The 13403-nt window shown below is 66.2% G+C and carries 11 protein-coding genes; 3 read left to right on the forward strand and 8 right to left on the reverse strand.

Annotated features, from left to right (window positions below; translation table 11 throughout):
* Positions 1-86: 86 nt before the first annotated feature.
* The 3 genes from purF (at position 87) to purD (ending at position 4030) form a co-directional block, all read left to right on the forward strand.
* Positions 87-1619 carry an amidophosphoribosyltransferase gene (gene purF, locus BIGA_RS04900; RefSeq protein ID WP_033506433.1) on the forward strand — a complete coding sequence of 511 codons (1533 nt, stop codon included), beginning with the start codon at positions 87-89 and terminating at the stop codon, positions 1617-1619.
* Positions 1620-1708: 89 nt separating this feature from the next.
* Complete coding sequence (purM, locus tag BIGA_RS04905; RefSeq protein WP_033506431.1) at positions 1709-2743, forward strand: phosphoribosylformylglycinamidine cyclo-ligase; 1035 nt, start codon at positions 1709-1711, stop codon at positions 2741-2743.
* 15 nt (positions 2744-2758) lie between these two features.
* A complete protein-coding gene (purD, locus tag BIGA_RS04910; RefSeq protein ID WP_152595974.1) occupies positions 2759-4030 on the forward strand; it encodes a phosphoribosylamine--glycine ligase in 1272 nt (423 codons plus the stop codon).
* A 97-nt stretch (positions 4031-4127) separates the two neighbouring features.
* On the opposite strand, the gene BIGA_RS04915 is transcribed toward purD, so the two are convergent.
* From BIGA_RS04915 to BIGA_RS04950, 8 genes are all read right to left on the reverse strand, one after another.
* Complete coding sequence (locus tag BIGA_RS04915; protein WP_033506427.1) at positions 4128-5528, reverse strand: aldehyde dehydrogenase family protein; 1401 nt, start codon at positions 5526-5528, stop codon at positions 4128-4130.
* Between the two features lie 16 nt (positions 5529-5544).
* Positions 5545-6381, reverse strand: a complete 837-nt coding sequence (locus BIGA_RS04920) for an SDR family oxidoreductase (RefSeq protein WP_033506425.1) — start codon at positions 6379-6381, stop codon at positions 5545-5547.
* A gap of 110 nt (positions 6382-6491) precedes the next feature.
* Positions 6492-8558: an LTA synthase family protein gene (locus tag BIGA_RS04925; protein WP_033506560.1), complete on the reverse strand. Its 2067-nt coding sequence runs from the start codon at positions 8556-8558 to the stop codon at positions 6492-6494.
* A 235-nt stretch (positions 8559-8793) separates the two neighbouring features.
* Positions 8794-9711: a metal ABC transporter solute-binding protein, Zn/Mn family gene (locus BIGA_RS04930; protein ID WP_033506423.1), complete on the reverse strand. Its 918-nt coding sequence runs from the start codon at positions 9709-9711 to the stop codon at positions 8794-8796.
* A 328-nt stretch (positions 9712-10039) separates the two neighbouring features.
* Positions 10040-10417, reverse strand: a complete 378-nt coding sequence (locus tag BIGA_RS04935) for a Fur family transcriptional regulator (protein ID WP_033506421.1) — start codon at positions 10415-10417, stop codon at positions 10040-10042.
* Between the two features lie 6 nt (positions 10418-10423).
* The gene (gene purK / locus BIGA_RS04940) at positions 10424-11593 is read right to left on the reverse strand and encodes a 5-(carboxyamino)imidazole ribonucleotide synthase (RefSeq protein WP_033506419.1); all 1170 of its coding nucleotides are present in this window, start codon (positions 11591-11593) and stop codon (positions 10424-10426) included.
* Positions 11577-12074, reverse strand: coding sequence for a 5-(carboxyamino)imidazole ribonucleotide mutase (gene purE / locus BIGA_RS04945; RefSeq protein WP_033506417.1), 498 nt, complete (start codon positions 12072-12074; stop codon positions 11577-11579). Before purE ends, purK begins: the two co-directional genes overlap by 17 nt.
* 226 nt (positions 12075-12300) lie before the next feature.
* The gene (locus BIGA_RS04950; RefSeq protein WP_237744060.1) at positions 12301-13290 is read right to left on the reverse strand and encodes a zinc-binding dehydrogenase; all 990 of its coding nucleotides are present in this window, start codon (positions 13288-13290) and stop codon (positions 12301-12303) included.
* Between the last annotated feature and the right edge of the window lie 113 nt (positions 13291-13403).

The following is a 13403-nucleotide window of genomic DNA, read 5'->3' on the forward strand; positions in this document are numbered from 1 at the left end:
CGGGGCCCCGCAACACCCCGGTATGTAGCCCTGCGTTGGTATCGTTGTGATGTAATGCTCCACGCCTTGACAAGGAGGCATCAGGCTTGTCCGCCGAACTTGAAGACATCCACGAGGAATGCGGCATCTTCGGCGTCTGGGGGCACCCGGACGCAGCCCGACTGACGTACTTCGGCCTGCACGCGCTGCAGCACCGCGGACAGGAGGGCGCCGGCATCGTCTCGAACGACCATGGCCATCTCATCGGGCACCGCGGGCTCGGCCTGCTCACGCAGGTGTTCTCCGACGAACGCGAGATCCAGCGGCTCAGGGGCGACCGCGCGATCGGCCACGTGCGCTACGCCACCGCCGGCTCCGGTTCCACCGACAACATCCAGCCGTTCATCTTCCGCTTCTCGGATGGCGACATGGCGCTGGCCCACAACGGCAACCTGACCAACTGCCCCACGCTGCGGCGCGAACTCGAATCCCAGGGCGCGATCTTCCGCTCGAACTCGGATACCGAGGTGCTCATGCACCTGATCCGCCGCTCCGAGCAGCCCACGTTCGTGGACAAGCTCAAGGAGGCGCTCAACACCGTCCACGGCGGGTTCGCCTACCTGCTGATGACCGAGAACGCCATGATCGGCGCCCTCGACCCGAACGGGTTCCGACCGCTCTCCCTGGGCCGGATGACCAACGGCGCCTATGTGCTCGCCTCCGAGACCTGCGCGCTGGACATCGTCGGCGCCGAGCTCGTGCGTGACATCCGTCCCGGCGAGATCGTGGTGGTGGACGACGACGGCTACCGCATCGACACCTACACCGACCAGACCCAGCTGGCGATCTGCTCGATGGAGTTCATCTACTTCGCACGCCCCGATTCCAACATCTACGGCGTGAACGTGCATTCGGCCCGCAAGCGCATGGGCGCCCGGCTGGCGCAGGAGTCGCCGGTGGACGCCGACATGGTCATCGCCGTGCCGAACTCCTCCCTGTCCGCCGCCTCCGGCTATTCCGAGGCCGCCCATCTGCCGAACGAGATGGGCCTGATCAAGAACCAGTACGTGGCACGCACCTTCATCCAGCCCACGCAGGAGCTGCGCGAGCAGGGCGTGCGCATGAAGCTCGCCGCCGTGCGCGGCGTGGTCAGCGGCAAGCGCGTGGTCGTCGTCGACGATTCGATTGTGCGCGGCACCACCTCCAAGCGTCTGGTCCAGCTGCTGCGCGAGGCCGGCGCCTCCGAGGTGCATATGCGCATCTCCTCGCCGCCGCTGAAGTACCCCTGCTTCTACGGCATCGACATCTCCACCACCAAGGAGCTGATCGCCGCCAAGAAGTCGGTGGAGGAGATCCGTGAGTTCATCGGCGCCGATACGTTGGCGTTCCTCAGCCTCGACGGCCTGATCGAGTCGATCGGACTGAACGCCGACGCCCCGTACGGCGGCCTGTGCGTGGCCTATTTCAACGGCGACTACCCGACCGCGCTGGATGACTACGAGCAGGAGTTCCTGGCGTCCCTGACCCCGGAGGACCGTGTGCGCCTCCCGAAGTTCGCACTGGACAAGAGCGACTACCAGGGCAACGAGTTCTCCTGCCAGAAGGGGCTCAAGCCCGGCGAGTGGCCGCCCAAGCAGTAATCCGCGGCACACCCCGTCATCATCATCCCATCGTCTATCCGCAACCCAACCAACCATCGCAGCGGCAGCTGCACCAAGAAAGGGAGATCATGCCCAAAGCGTATGAGAACGCTGGAGTCAGCGTCGAAGCCGGCTATGAGGTCGTCAAGCGCATCAAATCCCATGTGGCACGTACCGAACGCCCCGGCGTGGTCGGCGGCATCGGCGGCTTCGGCGGCCTGTTCGACCTCGCCTCGCTCGGATACCGCGAACCGGTGCTGATCTCCGGCACCGACGGCGTGGGCACCAAGCTCGTCGTGGCCAAGATGGCCGGCAGGCATGACACCATCGGCATCGACTGTGTGGCCATGTGCGTCAACGACATCGCCGCCCAGGGTGCCGAACCGCTGTTCTTTCTGGACTACATCGCCTGCGGCAAGAACGACCCGGCCCTGCTGGAGCAGGTCGTCTCCGGCGTGGCCGACGGCTGTGTGCAGGCCGGTGCCGGTCTGATCGGCGGCGAGACCGCCGAGATGCCGGGCATGTATGCCGAGGACGAGTACGATCTGGCCGGCTTCGCCGTCGGTGTGGCCGAACGTTCCGCCATCGTGGACGGCTCCGGCATCGCCGAGGGCGACGTGCTGATCGGCCTGCCCTCCTCCGGCGTGCATTCCAACGGCTTCTCGCTGGTGCGCAAGGCCCTGTTCGAGCAGGCCGGCTACACGGTGGACACCACGCTGGACGAGCTGGACGGCAGGACGCTCGGCGAGGTGCTGCTGGAACCCACCCGCATCTACGTCAAGGCGTTGAAGCCGCTGTTCCAGGCCGGTGTGGTCAAGGGCGTGGCGCATATCACCGGCGGCGGGTTCATTGAGAACATCCCGCGCATGATCCCCGACGGTCTGGCCACCCGCATCGAGCTGGGCTCCTGGCCCGTGCCACCGATCTTCGATGTGATCGAGCGTGCGGGGAACGTGGAGCACACGGAGATGTTCAATATCTTCAACATGGGCGCGGGCATGGTGCTGGCCGTGGCGGCCGATCGCGCCGACGAGGCGATGGCGCTGCTCTCCGGCAACGATGAGCCCGCCTACCGCATCGGCGCCGTGGTGCGCAAAACCGTGGACGACGTGGAACTGGCCTAGGTTTTTTGAGGAGGTATGACTATGAAGGTTCTGGTTATCGGTTCGGGCGCCCGTGAACATGCCATCGCCCACGCGCTGCTGCGTGGCGGCAGCGTCGACGAGGTGACCGTGGCCCCCGGCAATCCGGGCATGGAGCTCGACGGCATCCGCACCCAGCGGATCAACCCGTCGAACCACGCGGCGATGATCGACTTCGTCAAGGACAACGAATACGACTGGGTGTTCGTCGGTCCCGAGGTGCCGCTGATCGAGGGCATCGTCGACGATTTCGAGCAGGCCGGCATCAAGGCGTTCGGCCCGACCAAGGCCGCCGCGCAGATCGAGGGCTCCAAGGACTTCGCCAAGCGTCTGATGGCCCGGCACAACATCCCCACCGCCCAGTACCGCACCTTCGACGAGCTCGAGCCGGCCGAGGACTATGTGCGCGAGCACGGCGCCCCTATCGTGATCAAGGCGGACGGCCTGGCCGCCGGCAAGGGCGTGACCGTGGCGATGGACGAGGATACCGCGCTGCACGCGCTGGAGGACATCTTCGTCGACCACCGTTTCGGTTCGGCCGGCGCCAAGGTGGTGATCGAGGACTTCCTGGAGGGTCAGGAATTCTCGCTGATGAGCTTCGTGCACGGCACCGATTTCTGGCCGATGCCGATCTCGCAGGACCACAAGCGCGCCTATGACAATGACGAGGGTCCGAACACCGGTGGCATGGGTGCCTACAGCCCTGTGCCGCAGATCGGGCAGGACGTGGTCGATGCCGCCATCGAGACGATCGTGCGCCCGACCGTGGAGGCCATGGCCGCCGAAGGCACGCCGTTCACCGGCATCCTGTACGCCGGCCTGATCGCCACCGCCGATGGCCCGAAGGTCATCGAGTTCAACGCCCGTTTCGGCGACCCGGAGACCGAGGTCGTGCTGCCGAAGCTGACCAGCGACCTGGGCGCCGGCATCGACGCGATCCTCAACGGCGGCGTTCCGGAGTTCGCCTGGGATGAGGAGCACGCCACCCTGGGCGTCGTGCTCGCCGCCGACGGCTACCCGAACAACGTGATCAAGGGTGCGGCGATTCCTGAGATTCCGGTGGACGAGTCCAGCCACGTGTACTACGCCGGAGTGGCCTCCGCCGAGCATGGCGGGCTGATGGCCTCCTCCGGCCGCGTGCTGCTCGTCGAGACCACCGCCGACGACATCAAGGCCGCGCAGGACAAGGTGTATGCCATCATCGACAAGCTCGACACCTCGGGCATGTTCTACCGTCACGACATCGGCGCCAAGGCGCTGAACGCCTGAGCCGCGGTACCGTCCTAACGCCACGGACCCCTGGCGGGCATCCCGAGACCGGGTTGCCCGCCAGGGGTCCGACCGTATGGCGGCTGCCGTAGCCTCGCTACACCAGTTTGCCGATGATCGCGATCAGCTTCTGACGCAGATCGTTGAACGGCGGGTAGATGAACTGGAGCGTATCCGGGAACAGCGGCTTGGAGATCACGGTCTTCTTGTGGCTGAAGACGCGGAAACCCTCCTTGCCGTGGTAGGCGCCCATGCCCGATTCGCCGGTGCCGCCGAACGGCAGTCGGCTGGAAATCAGATGCCCCAGCGGCAGCGAGTAGCCGATCGCGCCGGCGTTCACGTCACGCTCGAACACGCCGCGCGTCTTCGGATTGCGCGAGAACACGTAGGCGGCCAACGGACGGCTGCGCGCGTTGATGAACTCGATCGCCTCGCGGGCGTCCTGCACTACGATGACCGGCAGGATGGGGCCGAAGATCTCCTCCCCCATCACCGGGGCGTCCGGCGAGGTGCCGAACAGCACGGTCGGCGCGATGTACCGGTCGACACGGTCGGTCTGCCCGCCGCAGACAATCTGGCCGGCGGGGTCGTCCGCGTCGCCCTCCTGCGGCAGCAGCCGGGACAGCCGGTCGAAATGACGCTCGTTGATGATGCGGGCGAAGCTGTGCGAGGCCTGCGGATCCTCGCCGTAGAACTCGGTGACGGCCAACGCGATGCGTTCGGCCAGCACCTGGGCCACGTCCGGCGTGGCCAGCACATAGTCCGGTGCCACACAGGTCTGGCCGGCGTTGGTGAATTTACCCCACGCGATGCGCCGGGCCGTGGCGGCCAGCGGCACGGTGCCGTCGACGAAGCAGGGCGATTTGCCGCCCAGTTCCAACGTGACCGGGGTCAGATTCTCGGAGGCGGCCTTCATGACGATGCGGCCGACGCGCCCGCCGCCGGTGTAGAAGATATGGTCGAACGGCTCGGCCAGCAGATCCGTGGTCTCCTCCGGGCCGCCCTCCACGACGGCGATGGCGCTGGTGTCCATGTACCGTTCGATGAGTTCGGCGGTCAGATGGGAGATATGCGGCGAGAGCTCCGACGGTTTCAGGCAGACCGCGTTGCCGGCGGCGATGGCGTCGACCATCGGTTCCAACGACAGCAGCACCGGATAGTTCCACGGCGAGATGATCAGGACCACGCCCTTGGGCTCGTTGATGGTCCAGCCGACGGCGGGCTGCAGCAGCCAATGCATCGGCTTGGGGTGGCGCGCCGACCACCAGCGCATGCGACGACGGACGAAGTTCGCCTCGCTCAGCACCAGGTCGATCTCCATCAACAGCGTCTCCGAGGCCGGCTTGCCCAGGTCCGCGGCGACCGCGTCGATGATGGCCTGCTTGTTCTCGGTGATCATGCGGCACAGCGCGTTGAGCTGACCGCGGCGCCACGCCAGCGGCTTGGTGACGCCGGTGGTGTAGGCGTCGCGCAGCCGGTTGAATACTTCATGGGTCATGTCGAACGACTCCTTGTCACTTGCGGCCGGTGAAATGGTCCATGCCCTCGTTCAGACCGAAGATGCCGTAGATCGGGTCGGCGATCTTGGGCGGCAGCGCGGCCACGAATCCGGCCACGGCGGCGAACGGCGGCATGATCAGGCGTTCACGCCCTTTGGCCACGGCCTCCACGATCCTGTCCGCCACGGCCTGCTCCTTGAGGATCGGCAACAGCAGCGGGAACTTAGTGGTCACGCCCTCGAACATGCCGGTGTCGATGTAGTACGGGCAGACGGTGAGCGTACGGATGTGCGAGCCGGCCTTCTTCAGCTCGCTGCGCAGCGAGCTGGTGAAGCCGACGGCCGCGAACTTGCTGGCCGCGTAATCGGTCTGACGGGCCACGGCCACGATGCCGGCCGCCGAGGCCACGGTGACGATCGCCGCGCGCTGCTGTTTCTTGAGCGCCGGCATGAACGCCTTGGTGGTCCAGAACAGGCTCAGCACGTTCACGGCGAAGGTGCGGCGGATCTGCTGCTCGGTCAGGTCCTCGAACGGCGCACCGGAGACCACGCCGGCGTTGTTGATCAGTACGTTGACGCGGCCCAGCGCATCGATCGTGTCGGCGGCGGCCTGCTGCACGGCCGCGTTGTCGGTCACGTCCACGGTGAAGGCGATGGCCTTCGGGTCGGCCGGATCGGCACCCACCTGCGCGTTGGCCATGTCGGCCGTGGTCCGGGCGGCCTCGCCGTTGATGTCCCAGATCGCCACGCGCCCGCCTTCCTCGACGATACGTAGCGCCATCAGCCGTCCGATGCCCGAGCCCGCGCCGGTGATCACCACGCAGGCGCCCGCATAATACTGGTTCGCTTTCATGACCGCTCCTCCTTTGCAACAGTGCCGAAACTATGCATGATGCCGACCGGAACGGCCGGTCGGCATCATCCTTACTATGTATCGTAACGCGTCACGTCACGAGGCAACGCCTAACGCTCGGGCGCGTCCATGAATCCGAGGTCCTTCAGGTAGCCGTCACCGGCGGTGACGTCGTACTGGATGAGCTTGTAGTCCTCAAGCAGCTGCCGGGTGGCGGCGTCCATCTCCGATTCGACCATCGGGTTGCCGTCGGCGTCCAGGTAGATCGGCTGGCCCTCCGGGATGCGGGACCAGCCCTGGATGTTGTTCACCACCGGCGGCTCCATGGCGCTGACATGCTCGTGCATCTGCGTCAGGAACGCCAGGAACGGCGAGACCTTGGCGTTCATGTGCTCGGCGGCCTGCGCGATGAAGTAGTTCGGCGAGGTGTAGTCGCTGTTCTCGTTCTTCGTGCCCTGGCTGCTTGATGCCTTGTTGGACCAGATGAAGTAGTCGGTCAGGTGCAGGGCCAACGAGTTGTTCTGGTCCTCGCCGGCGGTCGAATAGATGCCGGGCAGGTGGTCGCCGTAGAACACCACGGTGATCGGCTTGTCGATGGCATCGAGTTCGTCGAGGAATTCCGCCGTGGCCTTGTCGGAGAGCGAGACGCCCTTGGCGTAGGTCTCGATCTCCCGGGTCTCGTCCTCGCCCAGCGGTTCGGCGCCGTCCGTGTTGGTCACCGTGAACTCGTTGTCGGAGTACCAGTCGTTGTACGGCATGTGGTTCTGCATCGTGATGACGGAGATGAACTGGTTCGCGTCGGTCGATCCGACCTCGTCCAGCACGCTCCGGTAGGTCGCCGCGTCGGACACGTACGGCGACTTGTCGATCGTATCCCGGTGCGCGATGACGTCGTCGCCCTCCAGCGTGTAGAAATGCGAGAACCCGAACTTGCGGTAGTTGGTGGCACGGGAGTACATCGACGGCTCGTACGGGTGGAATCCCAGTGAGTTCTCGGCGTCGCCCCACATCTGGTTGACGCTGGGGGTCCACCGCTGGCTGGGCACCAGCTGCTGGTACGGGCTGGTCAGCGACGAGTTGAAGTTCGCCATGCTCATGCCGGTCAGGCTCATGTACTCCAGGTTGGCGGTACCTCCTCCGTAACCGGAGGAGAGCATCAAGCCGCCGGTGGTCTGCTCGCGGATCGCGTCGACCTCGGGGGTCGCCTCCTGGTTCAGCTCGATGCCGGGCACGCGGGAGGGGTCGGAGAACGATTCGTTGAGCACGAAGATCACGGTGCTCTCGTCCAGGTATTCGGAACGGGTCTCGTTCATCGCGTCCGCCGCATCGGCATACCGGGCGGCAACCTCGCGCATCGTCTCCTCGCTGTAGCCCTCCGGCTCATCCATGACCTTCGGGTTGAGCTGGCGGACGAATGCGACGACCGGACCGTTGCGCTGCGCGTCATAGACGGAATCCCACATCGAGGGGATGTCGCCCAGCGCCGAGGAGAATACGTTCGCCCAGGAGCCGACGGTGCCCACATGCATGGTGTACACGCCGAGGAACAGGGCCGGGCACAGGATCAGCAGCAGCCGGACCGCCGCAGCCATGCCCGGGTTGGCGGTGCGGATCATGCGCCCATGCCTGGCGTCGATGCGGTTGAGGCCCACGCACAGCGCCACGATCGCCGCGAACACCGCCACGGCGCCGAGCACCACCCATTGCCATCCGGCCGGCACGAAACTCATCAGGTTACCGGTGTTCGACCCCAGGAAGCCCAGGTCCGACGGCAGGATCGCCTCATACCGGATGCCGATCTTGAAATGCTCGATGACCGCGATGACGATCGCCACCGCCAACAGCACCGGCGTGGCGATCCAGAAGCGGTTGATCAGCATCAGCAGCACCATGTAGATGACGCCGACCAGGATCATGTTGAGCACCAGTACGAAGTTGGCCTTGGTGAACATCTTCACGATCAGGTCGCCCAGCCCCACCAGCGGGCTGGAAAGCTCCACGCGCGTGCTGGACATCGTCACGCCCCACTGCAGGATGGCGACCGCCGCGAAGTCGAACACCAGGAACAGCACCGCGTACAGCCACCCGGGGAATGGCTTGTGCCGACGTTTCGTCCGCGGCTGCGCGCGTTTGATATCCAGTTCCTCGATGTCGGCCATGCCTGTAGATTCGCTCATATCCTGCACCATGGGGTCCGTGCCCGCTCCTTCCTTGACGCATACAGCCACCATTGTGGGCACGGCACGCGTGTCCTCCAAGTGAACGGACGGTTTCTTTACGATTGTTTCCAAACCATACGATAGTAGACGCCGCCACGGTCATCGCACCGGGTTCACCCTGAAGATTCCCTGATTCTTCCCCGACCGTTCGGGGGGCTTGGCCTGCAACCGCCCCGCTCCGGGTTCCGCCGTGTCAGTCCAGCAGATCACGGATCCGATCGACCAGCGTCCCCATCCACGCCACCACATCGTCGCATCCGTCGGGCAGCTGCTCCCCCACCTCCAGCACGGGCACATCCGCGGCCCGGGCCGCGTCGGACAGCTGACCGCCAGCGGCGTCGCCATGCTGGCTGTTGACCACCAGCAACCGGGCGGCGCCTTCCGCCAGCAGGTCGGAGAACGCCTTGAGGTCGGCGGGCCCGGGCTCGCTCTCGTTCGACACCGCCTGCAGGTACCCCTGCGGCGTGACGTCCTCCATCCCCAGATCCTCGAACAGGTATGCGGCGACCGACTCGGTGGCCGCATACGGCGAGGACGCCGAAGACTCGCGGATGGCGGCGATGTCGTCGTCCAGCTGCCGCTCACGCTCCTGCCACTGGGCATTCAGCCGCCGGTAGTCGTCCACGTGTTCGGGGTCGGCGGCGACGTAGGCGTCGGTGATCGCATCGGCGGCGGCCGTTCTGGCTTGCGCGGAGAACCACAGGTGCGGGTTGCCGCCTTCCTCGACCCCCGCCAGCGCGCCGACGTCGATCGTGTCGATGCCGGCGGTCCCGGCCGCCGTGGACGCCCAGGTGTCGTATCCCGCGCCGTTGACGACGGCGATGTCCGCCGACGAGATGCCCGCGATGTCGGCGGTCGTCGGTTCGTAGTCGTGGGGATCGGCCGCGGCGTTGGCGATCGCCGACGTCACCACGACATGTTCGCCGCCGAGCGCCTGGGCCATCGTGCCCCATTGGCTGACCGACGCGGCGACGTCCAGCGTGCCGCCATCGGCGGATCGGGACGCCGGGGTGCAGGCGGTGAACGCGACGGCCGACAGTGCGGCGGCCAGCACCGCGCCGATGCGGCGGGCATGGCGGCGGAGGGTGCGGGAGTGGCGGAACGATGACATGCTGTGGTCCTTTCTGCGGTTCCTGTCTGGATTCATGCCCATACCCTATCACATATTGATAATCATTTTCAATAAGAGTGTCGCAAGACACCCCGCAGCCATCGCTTCGACCCGCACTTCATCGGAACTTCGCCGATTCGCGGCATTCCCCGCAGCCATCGGCCCATCGTCGAGCATGCGAGCCGTCATCGGCGCGGCCGCTCTCCCATGGCCGCATCAGGCCCCATCTCGACATATGCGAAACCGGCGGAACGGACGCGCAACGTCCATCCCGCCGGCGGAGACGATCAGTTATACAGACCGGCCACATTCGGCCAGCTATACACGGTCAGCGGCAATCGGGGCACAGGCCGAACACCTCAAGCGTGTGCGATTCGACCGTGAACCCGTGGGCGTCGGCGATGCCGCGCAGCCACGATTCGCTGGGCGGCTCGATCTCCACGGTTCTGCCGCATCTGACGCACACCAGATGGTGATGATGCCCGTCGTCTCCGCACAGCCGGAACAGCTGCTGGCCGTCCAGCCGGATCGTATCGGCCAGGCCAGCGTCGGCGAGCGCGTTGAGCTGCCGGTACACCGTGGCCAGCCCGATATGCGTGCCGTGCTCCTCCAGCCAGCGGTGCAGGTCCTGCGCGGAGATGAATTCGTCGTTCTCGCGCAGGGCCTCGCGGATGGCGTCCTTCTGCCGGGTCTGCCGCTGCACCATGACCGATTACCTCAGATCATCCCAGCAGCCGGTGGATTCCAGAGCGTCCACACAGGCGGCCGTGTCATCGGTCAGCACGGTGATGTGACCCATCTTGCGGTCTTGCTTGACCTGGGCCTTGCCGTAGTCGTGCACGTTCCATTCGGGATGCCCGCCGATCAGCGCGCGGGTCGGTGCCACATGCTGGCCGAGTACGTTGACCATCACCGCCGGGCTGAGCAGCTTGGGCTGCGGCAGCGGCCAGCCGGCGATGCCGCGGATGTGCGCGTCGAACTGGTCGATCGAGCAGGCCTCGATGGTGTAATGCCCGGAGTTGTGCGGGCGCGGGGCCAGCTCGTTGACCAGCACGCGGCCGTCCCGGGTCACGAACAGTTCGATGGCCAGCGTGCCGGCGAGCTTGAAGCCGTCGGCCAGCGTGCGGGCGAGTTCATGCGCCCTGGCGGCCACCTCGTCGGGCACCTCGGCCGGCGCGATGGTCATGTGCAGGATGTTGTTCCGGTGCACGTTGCGTACGATCGGGAAGGTGACATACCGCTCGCCGTCGCCGGAGACGAGGATCGAGGCCTCGAACGCGAAGTCCACGAAGCCTTCCAGGATCGCCGGCGGGAAGCCGTCGTCAGCCCAGACGCGTTCCAGGTCGGCGGCGGAGCGCAGCACGATCTGGCCGTGGCCGTCATAGCCACCCTCGCAGGTCTTGAGGACCGCCGGGTATCCGATCTCGTCCAATGCCGCCTGCAGGTCGGCGCGGGAGTTCACAGCCCGCCACGGCGCGGTGGCGATGCCGTGATCGTTGATGAAGCTCTTCTCGGCGATGCGGTTCTGCGTCACGCGCAGCAGGTCCGTGCCCTGCGGCACCGCGCACTGCCCCTCGCCGGAGCCGCGCACCTCGTCGAGCGCATCGGCGTCCACGTTCTCGAACTCGTAGGTGAGCACGTCGCTCTTGGCGGCGAGTTCGCGGATGGCGGTCTTGTCGTCATACGCGGCGACGATCTGGAAATCGCCGACCTGCGCGGTCGGACAGTCCGGGGTCGGGTCGAGTACGCCGACGCGGAAGCCCATGTACTTGGCGGACAGGGCCATCATGCGGCCCAGCTGGCCGCCGCCGACGATGCCGATGGTGGCGCCGGGCATCAGACGCGTGACCGCGCCGCGGGTTTCCTCAGACAAGCTGGGCATTGGATTCGGCCACCTTCTCCTTGAGTCCGTCACGGTACGACTGCAGCTTGCCGGCCAACTCCTCGTCGGTGGTCGACAGGATGCTCACGGCCAGCAGACCGGCGTTGGTGGCGCCGGACTTGCCGATGGCGGTGGTGGCCACCGGGATGCCGCCGGGCATCTGCACGATCGACAGCAGGGAATCCCAGCCGGACAGGGCGTGGGACTGCACCGGCACGCCGATGACCGGCAGCGTGGTCTGCGCGGCGACCATGCCGGGCAGATGGGCGGCACCGCCGGCACCGGCGATGATGACCTTCAGACCGTTGGCGCGGGCGTTATGCGCGAACTCGGCCATGAGCTCGGGCGTGCGATGCGCGGAGATCACCTGCTTCATGTACGGCACGCCGAACTGGTCGAGCATCGCGCACGCATGCTTCATGGTCTCCCAGTCGCTTGACGATCCCATAATGACCGCAACCTGCGGTGTCACATCTGCCATATCAGCCTCCCGAAATCAGTGGCAAAGAATACGACCCACTCTAGCGGCGGGCGGGGTCAAGTCCGTCTTCCGACCGCCATACCCCAACATGCCCGGCTTCTGCGGACTCTGATCTATCGTGACCGTGACACAAGTTCCAGAAATGGCGGAATTATGACGTTTTTGAAATTCCTCACACGGCCACAAAGTGTCAGAGTCCGTAGAAACCGGGTGTGTTGATGAACGGTCAAACACGCAGTACCAGTTTGCCGAAGACGTCGCCGGCGGCCATGCGGGCGAAGGCAGCGGGCGCCTCGGCCATCGGGTAGGCCGCGTCGATCACCGGATGCAGGTCCGCATGCTCGACGAAGCGCAGCAGTCGGGCGAAATCCTCACGGCTGCCCATCGTGTTGCCCTGCACACGGATGTCCTGGAAGAACACGCGGGTCAGTTCGGCCCGGGCTGGTCGCCGGTGGTCGCCCCGCAGATCGCGATCGTGCCGCCGGGCCGCACCGATCTGACCGAATGGCCCCAGGTGGCCGCCCCCCACCGACTCGATGACGGCGTCGACCTTGCGCGGCAGGCGGGCCCCGGACTCGAACGCGGCGTCGGCGCCGAGCTCCATCGCCTTGGCGCGCCTGGCCTCGGAACGCGAAGTGACGAACACCTCCAGGCCGGCCGCGTGGGCCAGCTGGATCGCCGCGGTGGACACGCCGCCGCCCGCGCCTTGGACGAGGATCGTGTCGCCGGGCTTGACGTTCGCGGCCGTGAACACCAGCGAGTAGGCGGTCAGCCAGCTCGTGCCGAGCGCAGCCGCCTCATCCATCGTCAGGTTCGCGGGCTTGGCGAACACGTTCGCGCTGGGCACCGCGGTCTTCTCGGCCATCGTGCCCGGATAGTACTCGGACAGGATCGTACGGCGCTCCCCCGGCATGACGCCGTGGCCGTCATTGCCCACAACCGTGTACAGCACCACCTCGCTGCCGGCCTTGAGCCCGTGCCGGCCGGGGATGTCCTCGTCGAGGATGCCGGCGGCGTCGGTGCCGAGGATCATCGGCGTCTGGGATTCCGCCAGTCCCACGCCCTGCAGACTCCACAGGTCGTGATGGTTGACGGTCGCCGCCTTCACGGACACCGTGGACCAGTACAGGCGCGGCTCCGGCTCCGGCATGTCGCGGACGTCCAGCACGGACAGCGGATTGTCATGGTTGATTCCTGCGGCGATTACGGCCTTCATCGGCACTCCTTACAACGGCGGACGGTTCCACCTGCCATTGTGCGCGAACGACGAGACCGCCAGGCCGCGGCGAACAACCGACGGACACGGCCGCAGCCCGCAGCCTGGATGGA

This window comes from Bifidobacterium pullorum subsp. gallinarum (genome assembly GCF_000741215.1).
Classification (GTDB): Bacteria; Actinomycetota; Actinomycetes; order Actinomycetales; family Bifidobacteriaceae; genus Bifidobacterium; species Bifidobacterium pullorum_B.

Excerpts from the sequence above, each read along its gene's own strand:
- purM (WP_033506431.1), top strand. The coding sequence starts at position 1,709 with ATGCCCAAAGCGTATGAGAACGCTGGAGTCAGCGTCGAAGCCGGCTAT.
- purD (WP_152595974.1), top strand. The coding sequence starts at position 2,759 with ATGACTATGAAGGTTCTGGTTATCGGTTCGGGCGCCCGTGAACATGCC.
- BIGA_RS04915 (WP_033506427.1), bottom strand. The coding sequence starts at position 5,528 with ATGACCCATGAAGTATTCAACCGGCTGCGCGACGCCTACACCACCGGC.
- BIGA_RS04920 (WP_033506425.1), bottom strand. The coding sequence starts at position 6,381 with ATGAAAGCGAACCAGTATTATGCGGGCGCCTGCGTGGTGATCACCGGC.
- BIGA_RS04925 (WP_033506560.1), bottom strand. The coding sequence starts at position 8,558 with ATGAGCGAATCTACAGGCATGGCCGACATCGAGGAACTGGATATCAAA.
- BIGA_RS04930 (WP_033506423.1), bottom strand. The coding sequence starts at position 9,711 with ATGTCATCGTTCCGCCACTCCCGCACCCTCCGCCGCCATGCCCGCCGC.
- BIGA_RS04935 (WP_033506421.1), bottom strand. The coding sequence starts at position 10,417 with ATGGTGCAGCGGCAGACCCGGCAGAAGGACGCCATCCGCGAGGCCCTG.
- purK (WP_033506419.1), bottom strand. The coding sequence starts at position 11,593 with ATGCCCAGCTTGTCTGAGGAAACCCGCGGCGCGGTCACGCGTCTGATG.
- purE (WP_033506417.1), bottom strand. The coding sequence starts at position 12,074 with ATGGCAGATGTGACACCGCAGGTTGCGGTCATTATGGGATCGTCAAGC.
- BIGA_RS04950 (WP_237744060.1), bottom strand. The coding sequence starts at position 13,290 with ATGAAGGCCGTAATCGCCGCAGGAATCAACCATGACAATCCGCTGTCC.